This is a genomic window from Pseudomonas nitroreducens, from assembly GCF_024170165.1.
In the GTDB taxonomy this organism is placed as follows: domain Bacteria; phylum Pseudomonadota; class Gammaproteobacteria; order Pseudomonadales; family Pseudomonadaceae; genus Pseudomonas; species Pseudomonas nitroreducens_C.
In genome coordinates this window covers 338,823-354,417 of record NZ_JALJXP010000004.1, presented here as the reverse complement: position 1 = coordinate 354,417, position 15,595 = coordinate 338,823, and the positions used below count along the sequence as shown (strand labels likewise).

Below are 15,595 nucleotides of genomic sequence, written 5' to 3'. Positions count from 1 at the left end.
TCGAGACTTACTGCGCCCCGCGCCCCGGGAAGTAGTAGGTCTTCACGATCCCATTCAGGCGCGGGTACGGAATCTTCAGCTCCGGGTGCCCGACCGAATGCGGGGCGATGCGGTCGATGTCGTACTTCAGCGTCATGGCGCCGAAGGTCAGGGCGAAGTGCTCGGTCGGCTGGAACGGCCAGTCCTTGGAGAAGTTCGGGTCCTGCTCGTCCAGCTTGTTCTGCAGGATCCACGCCTGGTGCGCCATGCGCGCCACCTTCCAGAAGTTATCCTGCTGGCCGGGCAGAAGAATGTCCTGCAGGGTGAGCACCTTGTGGATGCGTCGATCATAATTGATGAACGCGCGGCCGGGCTGGCCGTACTCGCCGCCGGTGAAGCGATAGCTGGACAGCTCGATGATCACCAGACCGTCATGCTGTTCGCGGATCTTCGCTTGCAGGTAGGAGCTCCAGCCGGGCTGGGCCGAATCGAGGAAACGCTTCTCGTAGACGTCCAGGCTGGCGGGCGCCGCGCCGTCGCCTTCACGGGCCAGTTGCAGCAGTTGCGCGTTGATCGCTTCGTTGAGCGCCGGCTCGTCGTCGAAGCTGAGGGTGTCGAGGTTGAACAGCGGACACTGTTCGCCCTGGCAACCGGGTTTGGGGTGTTCGAATGCGGTGTGGGTCGCGCTCAGCGGCTCGTCGAGCGAGGGCTTGAACAGTCCCTGGCACGCCCCCAGTAACAGGCTGATGCCGCACAGGGCTGCTAGTTTCAGAAGTCGCATGGGATTCCTTGTCGTGGACGTTCGCCGGCAATGGAGTGGTTCGACCGCCATCGGCGCTGCCGGTTCGGCGGTTGATTATGAACCACTTTGCGAACCCCGGCTGCGGGCGGCGGTCACAGCCATCCGGCCGCCCGGCGGGCCCCGAAAGAGGCTGCGCCTGCCCCGGCGGCGCGATAGGATGGCGCGAAGTTCAACGTACTGTCAGTAGGAACGGGAGTAGGAACGGGATGTCGGAAACGTTCAAGCCAGGCCCCCAGGACATCGAGATCCAGAAGCGCGAACAGTGCTTCAAGGGCTTCTACAAGGTCGACCGCCTGCACCTGCGGCACCGCCAGTTCGCCGGCGGCATGGGCCCGGTGCTCAAGCGCGAGTTGTTCGTGCGCCACGATGCCGTGTGCGTGCTGCCCTACGATCCGCAGCGCGATGAAGTGGTGCTGATCGAACAGTTCCGCATCGGCGCCATGGACGCCGGGGTCAATCCCTGGCTGATGGAGCTGGTCGCCGGGCTGATCGACAAGGACGAGGAGCCCGAGGAAGTCGCCCGCCGCGAAGCGGTGGAAGAAGCCGGCCTGACCCTCGGCGCACTCTGGCCGATCGCCCAGTACCTGCCGTCGCCCGGCGGCAGCAACGAGCTGGTGCACCTGTTCGTCGGCCGCTGCGACAGCAGCAACGCCTCGGGCATCCACGGGCTGGAAGAGGAGGGCGAGGACATCCGCGTCCACGTCATGCCGTTCGAAGAAGCACTGCAGGCCGTACGTGACGGCCGTATCAACAACGCGGCGAGCATGCTCGCCCTGCAATGGCTGGCGCTCAATCGCGCCGAGGTAAGGGGGTTATGGGTGTGAATCTGCTGCGCGAGCGCTATCGCGTCGACCTGGCGGGTCTGCAGGCGACCTGCGAGGCGAACTACTTGCGCCTGATGCGCCTGTTGCCGGAAATGCGCGAGGCCCAGGTCTCGCGCCGCGTCGCGCTCAGCGAAGGCGAGCGGCTGCTCGGCGTGCTGGCGCTGGACGTGATCGAAGCCTGTCCCTACACCACCGTGCTGCAGGTGCGCCAGGAGCTGGGCCTGCCCTGGCTGCCGGCGCCCAGGCTGGAAGTGCGGGTGTACCACGATGCGCGCATGGCCGAAGTGGTCGGCGCCGAGCAGGCGCGCCGCCTGCTGGCGATCTACCCCTACCCGAATCAGGCGATGCACCAGCCGGACGAGAAGAACCAGCTCAACCAGTTCCTCGGTGAATGGCTGAGCCACTGCCTGTCCTGCGGCCACGAGCTGGAGCCGGTGCTGCAGCGCTGAAAAAACACGATGATGGCGATATGGCATGACCGTGCCATGTTATTCTGCCCGCCCATCGCCCACTCGTGTCCCTAACTGTGATCTGTGACGCTTTCCCGGTTTGCTCAGGGGGGCGCCTGTCACCATACTTCGTCACGAATTCCCGCACGCCCGCCTCACAGGAGAAGGCGTTTTGCCCACCCAGCCCACCGCTTCCGATTCCGTCCTGGTCGTCCAGCTTTCCGACAGCCACCTGTTCGCGCAGGAGAATGGCCGGCTGCTGGGCATGGATACCGCCGACAGCCTGACTCAGGTCGTCCGTCTGGTGGGCGAGGAGCAACCGGCGATCGACCTGGTGCTGGCCACGGGGGATCTCTCCCAGGATGGCTCGGTCGAGTCCTACCAGCGATTCCGCGCCATCACCGCGCCGATCGACGCAGCGACCCGCTGGTTCCCCGGCAATCACGACGAAATGGAACCGATGCGCGAAGCCGCCGCCGGCACCGACCTGCTCGACCCGGTGATCGACCTGGGCGCCTGGCGGGTGATCCTGCTGGACTCCACCATTCCCGGCGCGGTGCCGGGGCAGATGACCGTCGAGCAGATCCAGTTGCTGGAGCGTGCCATCCAGGCCGCGCCGGACAAGCACCTGCTGATCAGCTTCCATCACCACCCGGTGCCCATCGGCAGCCAGTGGATGGACCGCATCGGCATCTACAACCCGGAACGGTTGTTCGCCGTCATCGACCGCTACCCGAACGTGCGCTGCCTGCTCTGGGGCCACGTGCACCAGGAGATCGACCGCCTGCGCGGCGACGTGCGCCTGCTGGCGTCGCCCTCGACTTGCGTGCAGTTCACCCCGGGCAGCGAGGACTTCTGCGTCGACAGTCCGGCGCCGGGCTATCGCTGGCTGCGGCTGATGGCAGATGGTGAAGTGCAGACCGGCGTTTCGCGGGTGACCGACATCGAGTTCGAAGTCGACTACAGCATCAAGGGCTATTGATCGGTCACGCTTCGAACACCTTGCGACGCTGACCCTCTTGCGGCATGCCACTTGCAGCTTGTAGCCTCCCGGCCCATGACCGCATTCCTCTATATCCACGGCTTCAACAGTTCGCCCGGCTCGCAGAAGGCACGCCAGTTCACGGCTGCCATGGAGCGCCTGGGCCTGGCTGATCGCCTGCGTGTGCCCGCGCTGCATCACCATCCGCGCAAGGCCATGGCGCAGCTGGACGCCGCCGTCGCCGAACTGGGCCAGCCGCTGCTGATCGGCAGCTCCCTGGGCGGCTACTACTCGACGTACCTGGCCGAGCGCCATGGCCTGAAGGCCGTGCTGATCAATCCGGCCGTGGCGCCGCACCGGCTGTTCGACGGCCAGCTCGGCCCGCAGACCAACTATTACAGCGGCGAGACCTGGGAGCTGACCCTGGACCACGTCGCTGCACTGGCGGAACTGGAAGTCCCCGCGCCCACCGACGGCACGCGCTACCAGGTGTGGCTGCAGACCGCTGACGAAACCCTCGACTACCGTGCCGCCGAGCGTTACTACCGGGCCGCTGCATTGCGCATCGAATCCGGCGGCGACCACGGCTTCCAGCGCTTCGTCAGCCATCTGCCGGCGCTCCTGGCCTTTGCCGGCGTGCCGTCCAGCCAGTGGCGCGACGTGGATTTCGCCGAATTTGAAGCCATCACCTCTTCGACTGATTAAGCAGGAACCCCATGGCCCAGCAGAACGCCTATAACGCAGACGCCATCGAGGTTCTCTCCGGCCTCGACCCGGTGCGCAAGCGCCCGGGTATGTACACCGACACCTCGCGGCCCAACCATCTGGCCCAGGAAGTCATCGACAACAGCGTCGACGAAGCCCTCGCCGGCCACGCCAAGAGCGTGCAGGTGATCCTCCACGAGGACAACTCGCTGGAAGTGATCGACGACGGCCGCGGCATGCCGGTGGATATCCACCCTGAAGAGGGCGTGCCCGGCGTCGAGCTGATCCTCACCAAACTGCACGCCGGCGGCAAGTTCTCCAACAAGAACTACCAGTTCTCCGGCGGCCTGCACGGCGTGGGTATCTCGGTGGTGAACGCGCTGTCGACCCTGGTCGAGGTGCGGGTCAAGCGTGACGGCAACGAATACCGCATGACTTTCGCCGACGGCTTCAAGTCCAGCGACCTCGAGGTCGTCGGCACTGTCGGCAAGCGCAACACCGGCACCAGCGTGCACTTCTGGCCGGATGCCAAGTACTTCGACTCGCACAAGTTCTCCGTCAGCCGCCTCAAGCACGTGCTCAAGGCCAAGGCCGTCCTGTGCCCGGGCCTGCTGGTCAGCTTCGAGGACAAGTCCAGCGGCGAGCGCATCGAGTGGCACTACGAGGATGGCCTGCGTTCCTACCTGGTCGACTCGGTCTCCGAGAACCTGCGCCTGCCCGACGAGCCGTTCTGCGGCTCGCTGGCCGGCAACAAGGAAGCGGTGGACTGGGCCCTGCTGTGGCTGCCCGAAGGTGGCGAATCGCTGCAGGAAAGCTACGTCAACCTGATTCCCACCGCCCAGGGCGGCACCCACGTCAACGGCCTGCGCCAGGGCCTGCTGGACGCGATGCGCGAGTTCTGCGAATTCCGCAACCTGCTGCCGCGTGGCGTGAAGCTGGCCCCGGAAGACGTCTGGGAGCGCATCGCCTTCGTCCTCTCGATGAAGATGCAGGAGCCGCAGTTCTCCGGCCAGACCAAGGAGCGCCTGTCTTCCCGCGAGGCCGCCGCGTTCGTCTCCGGCGTGGTCAAGGACGCCTTCAGCCTGTGGCTCAACGCCCACCCCGAGCTGGGCCTGCAGCTGGCCGAGCTGGCCATCAGCAACGCCGGCCGCCGCCTCAAGGCGGGCAAGAAGGTCGAGCGCAAGAAGATCACCCAGGGCCCGGCGCTGCCCGGCAAGCTGGCCGATTGCGCGGGGCAGGACCCGATGCGTTCCGAGCTGTTCCTGGTGGAGGGTGACTCCGCCGGCGGTTCGGCCAAGCAGGCGCGGGACAAGGAATTCCAGGCGATCATGCCGCTACGCGGAAAGATCCTGAACACCTGGGAAGTGGACGGTGGCGAAGTGCTCGCCAGCCAGGAAGTCCACGACATTGCCGTGGCCATCGGCGTCGATCCGGGCGCGGCCGACCTGAGCCAGCTGCGCTACGGCAAGATCTGCATCCTCGCCGACGCCGACTCCGACGGTCTGCACATCGCCACCCTGCTGTGCGCGCTGTTCGTCCGCCACTTCCGCCCGCTGGTGGAAGCCGGCCACGTCTATGTCGCCATGCCGCCGCTGTTCCGTATCGACCTGGGCAAGGAAGTCTTCTACGCCCTGGACGAAGCCGAGCGTGACGGCATCCTCGACCGTCTGACTGCCGAGAAGCGCCGTGGCAAGCCGCAGGTCACCCGATTCAAGGGCCTGGGCGAGATGAACCCGCCGCAGCTGCGCGAAACCACCATGGACCCGAACACCCGCCGGCTGGTCCAGCTGACCCTGGAAGACAGCGAGGGCACCGTGGAGATGATGGACATGCTGCTGGCCAAGAAACGCGCCGGCGACCGCAAGTCCTGGCTGGAAACCAAGGGCAACCTGGCGGACATCGCCTGATGCGCTGGCTGCTGGTCTCCCTTGGGCTGTGCGCCGGCCTTGCCGTCGCCGCCCAGGCACCGGCCGAGACGCCCGTCCCGGCCGCGAAGCCTGCTGTCCCGGCCGCTGCAGCGGTGGCGCCGGCATCGTTGCAGTTCGTCGCCGAGCATCCGGTGGAAGGGATGCCCAGCGGCAACCTCTCCGGCCTGGCGCTGTGTGGCAGCGAGATGTGGACGGTGTCCGACCGCGACGACGACCGCATCTACCGGCTGCTGATCGACGAGACGCCGGGCAAGGCCTGGCAGGCCACTGCCGAACCCTTCGTGGTGCCGGGCACACCGGAAAGCGGGCTGTCCTGGGGGGCGAAGGCACGCGTCAGCGTTGGCGGACTGCTGCGTGGCGGCGCCATGGACTTCGAAGGCATCAGCTGCGACCAGGCGGGCAACCGCTATGTGGTCAGCGAGGGTTATGCCGCCGTCCTGCTGTTGCCCGCTGTCGGTGAGCCGAGCTGGTTGCCGTTGCCGCAGAACCTGCTGCGCCAGGCCCGTGCCAGCGGCCTGCTGATGGAGTTCAATGCGCTCTACGAAGGCATCGCCATCAGCGCTGACGGCAAGCAGCTGTGGTTGGCCGCCGAGCGCCAGCGTCGCGGTCTGCTCAAGGTGCACAACGAGAACGGCACCTGGAAGTGCGATGGCAACTGCGTGATGCTCAGCGAAGGCGGCACTGCACTGCCGCCACCGGAGCTGGGCGCCGAGCGCGCGCTGCCGATCGATTTCTCCGACCTGGCGCTGTACAAGGACAAGCTGTTCACCCTCGAACGCCTGGCGCACCAGATCTGCCGCCGTGATGCAAAGACCGGTGCGCAGGAGCTGTGCTGGTCTTTCGCCGCCGGCGCACTGGCCCCGGAACGGCGCTACGACCTGCCTTACGGCGTGGCCGAAGCGCTGATCCTCGACGATGCCGGCGCCTGGATCGGCCTGGACAACGGCGACCACGCCCGCGCCGATGGTGACGTGCGGCCCTATGTGCTGCGCTTCGCGGCGCCGGCCGGTGGCTGGCTCGGTGGCAAATGAGCGACACGGTGCCGGGCAAGCGGATCGGCAAGATCATGATGTTCCTCGCCTGGGGCGCGGGCATCCTGCTGGCCACCCGCTATTTCGGCGCCTGGGAAACCCGCCAGCACAACCCCAACCCGCAGCCGCAGTCGACCCGCGGCGACGGCTACGTGGAAGTGCGGCTGATCGGCAATCGCGCCGGCCACTACGTGGTGGACGGCAGGATCGGCAGCGAGACGGTGACCTTCATGCTCGACACCGGCGCCACCCAGGTGGCTCTGCCGCAGCGCCTGGCCGACCGTCTCGGCCTGCCGCGTGGCTTGCCGGTGACCCTGGACACCGCCAACGGCCGCAGCCAGGGCTGGCGCACGCGCCTGCCCAGTCTGCAGCTTGGCGACATCCGCCTGACCGATGTGCCGGCGTTGATCGCGCCGGGCATGGAAGGCGACGAGGTGCTGCTCGGCATGAGCGCACTCAGACAACTGGATTTCACCCAGCAGGACGGCACCCTGGTGCTGCGCCAGCGATCTACACCGTGAGGCACGCATGAGCGAAACCCTCGATCTGAGTCTGGAGGGCGTGGAGCGCCGGTCACTGGCCGACTTCACCGAACAGGCTTACCTGAACTACTCCATGTACGTGATCATGGACCGCGCCCTGCCGCACATCGGCGACGGCCTCAAGCCCGTACAGCGGCGCATCGTCTACGCCATGAGCGAGCTGGGCCTGGACGCCGACTCCAAGCACAAGAAGTCGGCGCGTACCGTCGGTGATGTGCTGGGTAAATACCACCCCCACGGCGACTCGGCGTGCTACGAAGCCATGGTGCTGATGGCGCAGCCGTTCTCCTACCGCTACCCGCTGGTGGATGGCCAGGGCAACTGGGGTGCGCCGGACGATCCCAAGTCCTTCGCCGCCATGCGTTACACCGAGGCCCGTCTGTCGCGCTATGCCGAGACCCTGCTGTCCGAGCTGGGTCAGGGCACCGCGGACTGGGTGCCGAACTTCGACGGCACCCTGGACGAGCCGGCCGTGCTGCCGGCGCGCCTGCCCAACCTCTTGTTGAACGGCACCACCGGTATCGCCGTGGGCATGGCCACCGACATTCCGCCGCACAACCTGCGCGAAGTGGCGGCTGCCTGTATCCGCCTGCTGGATGAGCCGCAAGCGACCATCGTCGACCTGATGGAACACGTGCAGGGCCCGGACTTCCCCACCGAGGCGGAAATCATCACCCCGCGCGCGGACCTGCAGAAGATCTACGAAACCGGCCGTGGCTCGGTGCGCATGCGCGCCGTGTACCGCGTCGAGGACGGCGATATCGTGGTCACCGCGCTGCCGCACCAGGTCTCCGGGGCCAAGGTGCTGGAGCAGATCGCCGGGCAAATGCAGGCCAAGAAGCTGCCGATGGTGGCCGACCTGCGCGACGAGTCGGACCACGAGAACCCGACCCGCATCGTCATCATCCCGCGCTCCAACCGCGTGGATGCCGAAGAGCTGATGACCCACCTGTTCGCCACCACCGACCTGGAAAGCTCGTACCGGGTGAACATGAACGTCATCGGCCTGGACGGCAAACCCCAGGTCAAGGACCTGCGCCAGGTGCTCAGCGAATGGCTGACCTACCGCACCGACACCGTGCGCCGCCGCCTGCAGTTCCGCCTGGACAAGGTCGAGAAGCGCCTGCACCTGTTGGAAGGCTTGCTGGTCGCCTTCCTCAACCTCGACGAAGTCATTCACATCATCCGCACCGAGGACCAGCCCAAGCCGGTCCTGATGCAGCGCTTCGAGCTCTCCGAGCTGCAGGCCGACTACATCCTCGACACCCGCCTGCGTCAACTGGCGCGCCTGGAAGAGATGAAGATCCGCGGCGAGCAGGACGAGCTGGCCAAGGAACGCGCCAAGCTGCTGGCGATCCTGGGGTCCAACGCCAAGCTGCGCAAACTGGTGCGTGATGAGCTGGTTGCCGACGCCGAGACCTACGGTGACAACCGCCGTTCGCCCATCGTCGCCCGCGCCGAAGCCCGCGCCCTGTCGGAAACCGAGCTGATGCCGACCGAGCCGGTGACCGTGGTGCTGTCCGAGAAAGGCTGGGTGCGTTGCGCCAAGGGCCACGACATCGACGCTACCGGCCTGTCGTACAAGGCCGGCGACGGCTTCAAGGTGGCCGCGCCGGGTCGCTCGAACCAGTACGCGGTCTTCATCGACTCCACCGGGCGCAGCTATTCGCTGGCGGCCCACAGTCTGCCGTCCGCCCGTGGCCAGGGCGAGCCGCTGACCGGTCGTCTGACGCCGCCGCCGGGCGCCAGCTTCGACCGTGTGCTGCTGCCCGAGGACAACGCGCTGTATGTGCTGGCATCGGATGCCGGTTACGGCTTCGTCGCCAAGGGCGAAGACATGCAGGCCAAGAACAAGGCCGGCAAGGCGCTGCTCAGCCTGCCCAACGGCGCGCAGGTCATGGCGCCGCGTCCGGTCGCGGACCTTGAACAGGACTGGATCGCCGCCGTCACCACCGAAGGCAGGCTGCTGCTGTTCAAGGTGTCCGACCTGCCGCAACTGGCCAAGGGCAAGGGCAACAAGATCATCAGCGTGCCGGGCGACCGTGTCGCGAGCCGCGAGGAGTACCTTACCGACCTCGCCGTTCTTCCGACGGGCGCGACCCTGGTGCTGCAGGCCGGCAAGCGAACGCTCTCGCTCAAGGGTGACGACCTGGAACACTACAAGGGCGAAAGGGGCCGTCGGGGCAACAAACTGCCGCGCGGTTTCCAGCGAGTGGACGCCTTGCTGGTAGAATCGCTGTCTCAGGATTGAAACGCGGCTCGATACATTCTGCCTCTGGAGCTGAGGCGCCGGTTAAGGGATGATACGTCCCTTTGGGTAACCGGCGCCGCGGCGCGTTGCCTGAAGTCATATTGGTTTTGTTGGAAGTAGCGCCGAAACTCGGCGAATGACGGTGATCCAGATGAGCGCTTTGCGCGCCTTGGCCTATCTTTCCCTCGTCAGCCTCCTCGGGCTGGCGGGTTGTACGGTGAATCGACCGACCCAGCTGTACCAGCTGGATGCGGGTGCCGTTCCGGTTCCGGAACGGGACAACGGTGTCGCTGTGCTCCTCGGTCCGGTCTCCCTGGCCGATTACCTGAAGCGCGAGACCATGGTCCAGCGTCAGGCCGACGGTATCCTCAACCTGTCTACCGAAGCCCGCTGGGCCGGCAGTCTCGAGACCAACGTCAGCCAGCAGTTGATGCGCCTGCTCTCGGGCGAGCTGGACAGCACCCGCCTGGCGCTGTTCCCGGAGAAGCCCGGCTTCACCCCGCAGGTTCAGGTCATGCTGACCATCAGCCGCCTGGACTCCGGCCCCAAGGAGCCGGCGGTGCTGGAGGCGCGCTGGCGCCTGCTCGACCAGAAGGGTGAGCTGCGCGACAGCCGCGTTTTCCGCGAGGAAGAGGCGCATTCGGGCAGCGTGCAGGACCAGGTGCGCGCGCAGGGCGACCTGCTGCGCAAGCTGTCCGTGCAACTGGCCCGTGACGTGCGTCCGGTTGCCGCAGCCGTTGCCGAGCAGCAGGCTGCGCCGCCGCGCAAGCCGGCAGTGGCCAATACCGAGCAGGCGGCCAAGCCCAAGGAAGAAGGGCCGAAGATCCCGCTGGTGGTGCCGATCCGCACCGATGTCGAGGTCTACCGCTTCTGAGCCGATCCTCGTGATCGCAGCTTTCGCGGCCCGCAGAGCATAGCTTTGCGGGCCGTTTTGCTTCTGTCGTGGCCGGTTTTGACATCTTCTTGACGGCCCCTGTGGTATCTACGGGCGCTTGTGCAGGTTAATGGCGCCCGGACGTTTTCCGCGCGGAGCCTGCGAGAGACTCGCGCGTGTCTTCACTTTCTCAAATTCCCGGTGTTCAGGCGGAATCCGCCCTGAGTCGTCAGACGCTTTGCGTGATGCTGGCGGCGCTGGTGCTGTTCCTGCTCGGTGTGCAGGGCGATGCCTTCGTCGGCTTCGACTCGCGCTTCGTGCTGTTCGCGCGCGAAATGCTGCGCCATGGGCCGGGCTGGTTCCCGACCACCTACGGCGCGCCCTATCCGGACTATCCGGCGACCTCGACCTTCCTGACCTACCTGCTCTCGCTGCCACTGGGGCGGGTCACCGAGCTCACCGCCTGGCTGCCCACCGCGCTGGCCGGTGCGATCTGCACCGGCGTCGTGTATCGCCTGGTGGCTCCGTTCTCGCGCTCCTGGGCGCTGATCAGCGTGGCGATGCTGCTGCTGACCGCTACCTTCCTCAGCGAAACGCGGGCTGTGTCCCTTGACCTGATGGTGGCTGCCGTCGGCCTGCTGGCCTTCTACGTCGCCTTCCATGCCGAGCGCCATGGCGTGCCGGGCTTGTTGTTGCGCCTGCTGCCGTTGCTGCTGGCCGGTTTCGCGCTGCGCGGCCCGCTGGGGCTGGTGGTGCCGGCGGGCATGGTGTGCAGCCAGTTGTTGCTGGATCGGCGCTGGAAGTCGCTGTTCGCCTTCTCGGCGAGCGCGCTGGCGCTGCTGATCCTCTGCGTCTTTGCGCTGATCGCCCTGGCGCGCTCGGCGGGTGGCGAAACCTTCGTCCAGGACGTCCTGCAGATGCAGGTGATCGGTCGCCTGGATGGCACGGCCGGCTCCAGCGATGCGCTGTATTACTTCCGCAGTTCCCTGGGCAACTACGCGCTGGCCTTCCCGCTGGCGCTGCCGGCGCTGGCGCTGCTCTGGCAGCGCCGCCGCGAGCCGGCGTTCCGCCTGGTGGCCGGCTGCGCCCTGGCGGCGCTGGTGGTCATGGCCGGGCTGTCGGTGCCGCAGGCCAAGAAGGCCCGCTACATCATCGCTCTGGCACCGCTGGCCGCCATCATTGCCAGCTATCCGTTCATGGTCGCAGGCAGTCGCCTGGCGCAGGTGTTGCGCGGCTTGCTGCGAGTGCTGTGGCTGGCCTTGCCGGCCCTGCTGCTGGCGGGTTTGTGGCTGGCCTGGAAGCGCTATCCGCAGGAACTTGCCGCGCTGGGATGGCGCCTGCCAGCCTGCATCGTGGTGCTCGCCGCGCTGCTGGCATTCGGCGCCCTGCGCTGGCGACGTCCGCCAGCACTGGCGCTGGGCGCCGCGCTCGCGCTCTGGGCAGGCTACATCCTGGTCTTCGAGCCGGTGGAGCATCGTCTGTACGACAGTCAGGTGTTTTCCCGCGAAGTGCTGCGCCAGCTCGACGCGCAGCCCGCGCCTCTGGCGCTCTATGGCATGGCGCCGGACGCGCAGGCGATCAAGCTGATGGTCAACCTCGATCGCGACCTGAAGCCGCTGTTCCTCGATCGCCCCGAGCAGTTGGCGGCGCAGCGCGGCCCGTTCTACCTGATGATCCAGACGCGCGATGCCGAGCGCATTGCCGCCGCCTTGCCGGGAGCCTCTGAGCTGGTGTTCGAAGGCCGTTTCGACAAGGAAGCCTTCCGCCTGCTGCGCCTTCCCGGAGTGGCCACCAAACCGTGATGAAAGCGCTGGCCTGCCTGCTTGCCTGCTGCCTGCTGCTGGGTGGCTGTGGCGATTCCGATACCCAGGATGTGGTCGAACGGGACCAGGCGTTCTTTCGCCAGCACCCGTTGCCAGCGCTGGCAATCGCTTCCGGCGGCGGCAGCTTTGTGCTGCCGTTGTTGCCCGACACCCAGTTCTACGCGGAGAACAACCACCGCGAGCGCCACCTGTTCCGCAGCGAGCAGCGCTTCCCCGACCTGCCGTACCAGCCGGCGCTGGCGTTCTTCGCGCAGACCTTCTGGCTGGCCAAGTACGCCGAGGCGCTGCAGGTACCGCTGGTGGTGCACCTGGGCGACGTGGTGGAAAACGCCGGCGTTGCCAGCCAGTGGCAGACCGCCAGCGGCGCCATGCGTACGCTGGAGGAGCGCGGCGTGCCCTATAGCATCGCCACGGGCGAGCGTGACGTGCACGAAGAGGCCAGCACGGATGACCGGCGCTCCTTCCTCGACCGCTTCGCGGATCACTTCGGCCCCGAGCGCGCTGCCTGGCAGAGCACCTACGTCGGCAGCGACCCCAAGGGCCTGAGCCAGGTGCACCTGTTCCAGCGTTACGGCCAGTCGTTCCTGCTGCTGGCGCTGGACTGGAGCCCCTCCGAGGCCACCCTGGAGTGGGCGCAGAGCGTCATCGACGAGCATCCCCATGTGCCGGTGATCCTCGCTTCGCACAGCATCCTGCGGCGCAGTGCTGGCGGCGTGGCGGAGCTGTCCCGTGAAGACAACGCCAGCGGCGCGCTGTTGTGGGACAGGCTGATTCGCCGTAACGACCAGGTCTTCCTCACCCTGAACGCCCATGCCGATGGCGCGGTGCACACGCGGATGCTCAACGACCTGGGGCACAGCGTGGACATGGTGATGGTCGATTACCAGCACCAGTACCTGGGTGGTAACGGCCTGCTGCAACTCCTGGAACTGGACCTGCGGCGCAACAGTCTCTCCGGTTTGGCGCTGTCGCCCTGGGTGCTGTGGAAGCGCCAGGTCTACCCGCAGGCCTACAAGCCCTGCGCGACGGCCCAGGCACTGCGTGACTGCGATCAGCTGATGCCGGAGGATTCGCCCGGCTGGGACAACCGCTTCCAGTTCGAACTGGATTACCAGGCGCGCTTCAGCAGCTTCCAGGGCTACAGCGCTCAGCTGCCGTTGCAGAGCTCGCAAGCCTCGTTGCTGGAGCAGCTTCAGGCTCAGTTGGACAAGCGCTGAGTCAGTCCTTTCGCTGTAGTACACGACGCAGGCCGATACCGGCCAGCGCCACACCCAGGCAGGGCAGCCAGACCCAGTGCGCCTCGGAGAGCAGCACCTGCAGCCCGCGCGGGCTGAGGAAGCGCGACAGCCCGATGGGCGATACCTCGATGGGATGCAGCGGCAGGAAGTAACGCTGATCGCTCCAGGGCCAGAACCAGGCGACTCCCAGGCCACCGTCAGTCAGCGCATCCAGCACGCTGTGGGAGGCGGTGGCCAGGCCGACCCACAGGCCGGCTTTCAGTGGGCCGCTGCCCAGCGGGCGGCAGCACAGCGCCCCAAGCGCGCCGATGCACGCTGCGAACAGCAGGGAATGGCTGAAGCCGCGATGGCCGAAGGCGTCGTTGTAGGCAATGCCCAGCTTGAAAGCGAGCACATCGAGGTCGGGCAGGCAGGCGGCGAGCATGCCGGCCAGCAGCAGGCGCGGCGGGATGAAGCGCGAGCCGAGCGCAAGGCCCACGGCGAGCGCGGGCAGAGGATGGGTGATCAGGGTGGTCATGGAATCCTTTCCACGAGGGGCCTGGCGACCCCCTCTCTTTCTATTCGGGTCAGGTGGTGCGCAGGGCGCGCATGCGCGAGAGCTGACGCTCGAGCATGGACGGGTAGGGCTCCTTCAGCCATTCGACGCAGCAGGCGTTTTCCGGGCTGGCGATGGGGCGAATGCGCGCTCGCTCGCGGACCTTTTCGTCGTCGCCGATGGACTTCTCCACCAGCAGCAGGTTGCGGCTGTGCTGGCTGAGGGCCAGGGCGCTCTGGGCGGAAGCGTCCTGCAGCAGATCGGCCTGTTCCAGGTCGGCGACGTCCTCTCCCAGGACCAGTCCCAACTGCAGTTGCAGGGTGATACCACTGTCGGCCACCTCGATCTGCAGGGCATGACCCAGGGCGCGCATCAGCTCGCCGCAGCACAGGGCGTTGGTGAGGAATTCCTCGTCCTGGTCGCGGCTGTGGAAGAGGATCAGGCTGCCGCCGTCGCTGAGGGTGTACAGCGTGCCCTTGTACAGGCGCGCGGCCTGCTCCAGGCAGTCGCGGTAGCGCTGCAGCAGGTCGACCAGACGGGCGCGCGGCAGGCGGCGCAGCTGTTCCTGGGCGCCCAGTTGCACGGCCAGCACGGCGCTGGTGCCGGCGGAAACCGGCTCCGGCTCGGCTTCGGTCTCTTCTTCCTCGACGCCGATCTCGTCTTCGGCTTCCTCTTCGGCCACCGCCCCGAACTCTTCCTCGGGGAAGTCCTCGTCGGCGTCGGCCTTGCGGCGCGCGGTGGGGGCGAGCAGTTCGTCGTCGGAGAAGATGTTCTCGTCGAATTCGTGTTCGTCAGCGGTGCCGGCGACTTCCAGGGACGGCTCCCTGGCGGCGGGCTTGCCAGCCTTGGCCGGCGTTTTCGGGCGCGGCGCGGGGGCGTTGACCACCGGCTCGGGTGCCGGCGGCTTCTCCGGCGCTAGGCGCGTCTGCAACTGGCGGGCGAGGTCGCCGATCTCGTTCTGCAGGCCGGCGCCCGGCGCGCTGTCGTCCGGATCGCGCAGCCAGACACGAAGCTGTAACAGCGGTGTGGAAATCTGCCGACCCAGACGCAGGCCGAAGGTCAGCGTGAGCAGCAGCAGGATCAGGCTGATCAGCCCCATGCTCTGGAGGCTGACGGTCATCGGCTGCTCGAACTGGTGCATGTCGAGGCTGATGCGCAGGTGGCCGGCGATCACTTCCTGGAAGGTGATGGGCGTGGAATACAGGCCTTCGGCGTCGCCCAGCAGGCCCTGCTTGGGGCGCGTGCCGGATTCGGCAAGGATGCGGTTGTCCACGCTGTAGATGGCCGCATGGGCCACCAGCGGGTTCTTGGTCAGGTTGTTGAGCAGCACGTTGAGGCTGAGGATGTCGTTGGACACCAGCAGCTCGGTGGCCGACTGCGCGGTCTGCGTGGTCAGGCTCTGGCCAAGGGCGTCGGCCTGCTGCTGCATGGCCTGCTTGAACTGCAGGCCCATCACGCAGGCGTAGATCACCAGGGCCGTGGCCACCAGCAGCAGGCTGTGAACGGCGATGCGCAGGGCAATCGGCACGCGGCGCTGGCGCAGGGCGTGGAAGAGCAGCAGGAAGAAATTGTCGGGCTTGACGGAGGTGGGCCGGGTCACAGCGGGCTCGGTCTTCTTCAGGGCAGATGCGG

The 15,595-nt window shown here is 66.9% G+C and carries 14 protein-coding genes; 11 read left to right on the top strand and 3 right to left on the bottom strand.

Annotation, left to right across the window (positions count from 1 at the left end; genetic code table 11):
* Window positions 1-7: 7 nt before the first annotated feature.
* Complete coding sequence (locus tag J2T47_RS10990) at window positions 8-760, bottom strand: RsiV family protein (RefSeq protein ID WP_253445933.1); 753 nt, start codon at window positions 758-760, stop codon at window positions 8-10.
* 227 nt (window positions 761-987) lie between these two features.
* Between J2T47_RS10990 and J2T47_RS10985 the strand changes: the two genes are divergently transcribed.
* From J2T47_RS10985 to J2T47_RS10935, 11 genes are all read left to right on the top strand, one after another.
* Complete coding sequence (locus tag J2T47_RS10985; RefSeq protein WP_253445930.1) at window positions 988-1,605, top strand: NUDIX domain-containing protein; 618 nt, start codon at window positions 988-990, stop codon at window positions 1,603-1,605.
* The gene (locus J2T47_RS10980; RefSeq protein WP_017520422.1) at window positions 1,596-2,054 is read left to right on the top strand and encodes a DUF1249 domain-containing protein; all 459 of its coding nucleotides are present in this window, start codon (window positions 1,596-1,598) and stop codon (window positions 2,052-2,054) included. The genes J2T47_RS10985 and J2T47_RS10980 overlap by 10 nt, the downstream gene beginning before the upstream one ends.
* Window positions 2,055-2,226: 172 nt before the next feature.
* On the top strand, window positions 2,227-3,036 hold the full coding sequence (cpdA, locus tag J2T47_RS10975) for a 3',5'-cyclic-AMP phosphodiesterase (protein ID WP_253445927.1): 810 nt from the start codon (window positions 2,227-2,229) through the stop codon (window positions 3,034-3,036).
* 75 nt (window positions 3,037-3,111) lie between these two features.
* Window positions 3,112-3,741 (top strand): YqiA/YcfP family alpha/beta fold hydrolase, encoded by a 630-nt coding sequence (locus J2T47_RS10970; RefSeq protein ID WP_253445924.1) that lies wholly within the window; start codon window positions 3,112-3,114, stop codon window positions 3,739-3,741.
* A gap of 11 nt (window positions 3,742-3,752) precedes the next feature.
* On the top strand, window positions 3,753-5,648 hold the full coding sequence (parE, locus tag J2T47_RS10965; RefSeq protein ID WP_253445921.1) for a DNA topoisomerase IV subunit B: 1,896 nt from the start codon (window positions 3,753-3,755) through the stop codon (window positions 5,646-5,648).
* On the top strand, window positions 5,648-6,700 hold the full coding sequence (locus J2T47_RS10960; RefSeq protein ID WP_253445919.1) for an esterase-like activity of phytase family protein: 1,053 nt from the start codon (window positions 5,648-5,650) through the stop codon (window positions 6,698-6,700). The genes parE and J2T47_RS10960 overlap by 1 nt, the downstream gene beginning before the upstream one ends.
* Window positions 6,697-7,221: a retropepsin-like aspartic protease family protein gene (locus J2T47_RS10955; protein WP_253445916.1), complete on the top strand. Its 525-nt coding sequence runs from the start codon at window positions 6,697-6,699 to the stop codon at window positions 7,219-7,221. Before J2T47_RS10960 ends, J2T47_RS10955 begins: the two co-directional genes overlap by 4 nt.
* 7 nt (window positions 7,222-7,228) lie before the next feature.
* Window positions 7,229-9,493: a DNA topoisomerase IV subunit A gene (parC, locus tag J2T47_RS10950; protein WP_253445913.1), complete on the top strand. Its 2,265-nt coding sequence runs from the start codon at window positions 7,229-7,231 to the stop codon at window positions 9,491-9,493.
* Between the two features lie 151 nt (window positions 9,494-9,644).
* On the top strand, window positions 9,645-10,367 hold the full coding sequence (locus tag J2T47_RS10945; protein WP_253445910.1) for a PqiC family protein: 723 nt from the start codon (window positions 9,645-9,647) through the stop codon (window positions 10,365-10,367).
* A 245-nt stretch (window positions 10,368-10,612) separates the two neighbouring features.
* A complete protein-coding gene (locus J2T47_RS10940) occupies window positions 10,613-12,169 on the top strand; it encodes an ArnT family glycosyltransferase (RefSeq protein ID WP_253446176.1) in 1,557 nt (518 codons plus the stop codon).
* The gene (locus tag J2T47_RS10935; RefSeq protein WP_253446173.1) at window positions 12,169-13,407 is read left to right on the top strand and encodes a calcineurin; all 1,239 of its coding nucleotides are present in this window, start codon (window positions 12,169-12,171) and stop codon (window positions 13,405-13,407) included. Before J2T47_RS10940 ends, J2T47_RS10935 begins: the two co-directional genes overlap by 1 nt.
* Window position 13,408: 1 nt before the next feature.
* On the opposite strand, the gene J2T47_RS10930 is transcribed toward J2T47_RS10935, so the two are convergent.
* Both J2T47_RS10930 and J2T47_RS10925 read right to left on the bottom strand, forming a co-directional pair.
* A complete protein-coding gene (locus J2T47_RS10930; protein ID WP_253445907.1) occupies window positions 13,409-13,945 on the bottom strand; it encodes a metal-dependent hydrolase in 537 nt (178 codons plus the stop codon).
* Between the two features lie 49 nt (window positions 13,946-13,994).
* Window positions 13,995-15,563, bottom strand: a complete 1,569-nt coding sequence (locus J2T47_RS10925) for an AhpA/YtjB family protein (RefSeq protein WP_253445904.1) — start codon at window positions 15,561-15,563, stop codon at window positions 13,995-13,997.
* Window positions 15,564-15,595: the final 32 nt, after the last annotated feature.

What these genes read in the sequence shown, in the direction of transcription:
- J2T47_RS10990 (WP_253445933.1), bottom strand. Translation starts at nt 760, where the DNA reads ATGCGACTTCTGAAACTAGCAGCCCTGTGCGGCATCAGCCTGTTACTG.
- J2T47_RS10985 (WP_253445930.1), top strand. Translation starts at nt 988, where the DNA reads ATGTCGGAAACGTTCAAGCCAGGCCCCCAGGACATCGAGATCCAGAAG.
- J2T47_RS10980 (WP_017520422.1), top strand. Translation starts at nt 1,596, where the DNA reads ATGGGTGTGAATCTGCTGCGCGAGCGCTATCGCGTCGACCTGGCGGGT.
- J2T47_RS10970 (WP_253445924.1), top strand. Translation starts at nt 3,112, where the DNA reads ATGACCGCATTCCTCTATATCCACGGCTTCAACAGTTCGCCCGGCTCG.
- parE (WP_253445921.1), top strand. Translation starts at nt 3,753, where the DNA reads ATGGCCCAGCAGAACGCCTATAACGCAGACGCCATCGAGGTTCTCTCC.
- J2T47_RS10960 (WP_253445919.1), top strand. Translation starts at nt 5,648, where the DNA reads ATGCGCTGGCTGCTGGTCTCCCTTGGGCTGTGCGCCGGCCTTGCCGTC.
- J2T47_RS10955 (WP_253445916.1), top strand. Translation starts at nt 6,697, where the DNA reads ATGAGCGACACGGTGCCGGGCAAGCGGATCGGCAAGATCATGATGTTC.
- parC (WP_253445913.1), top strand. Translation starts at nt 7,229, where the DNA reads ATGAGCGAAACCCTCGATCTGAGTCTGGAGGGCGTGGAGCGCCGGTCA.
- J2T47_RS10945 (WP_253445910.1), top strand. Translation starts at nt 9,645, where the DNA reads ATGAGCGCTTTGCGCGCCTTGGCCTATCTTTCCCTCGTCAGCCTCCTC.
- J2T47_RS10940 (WP_253446176.1), top strand. Translation starts at nt 10,613, where the DNA reads ATGCTGGCGGCGCTGGTGCTGTTCCTGCTCGGTGTGCAGGGCGATGCC.
- J2T47_RS10935 (WP_253446173.1), top strand. Translation starts at nt 12,169, where the DNA reads ATGAAAGCGCTGGCCTGCCTGCTTGCCTGCTGCCTGCTGCTGGGTGGC.
- J2T47_RS10930 (WP_253445907.1), bottom strand. Translation starts at nt 13,945, where the DNA reads ATGACCACCCTGATCACCCATCCTCTGCCCGCGCTCGCCGTGGGCCTT.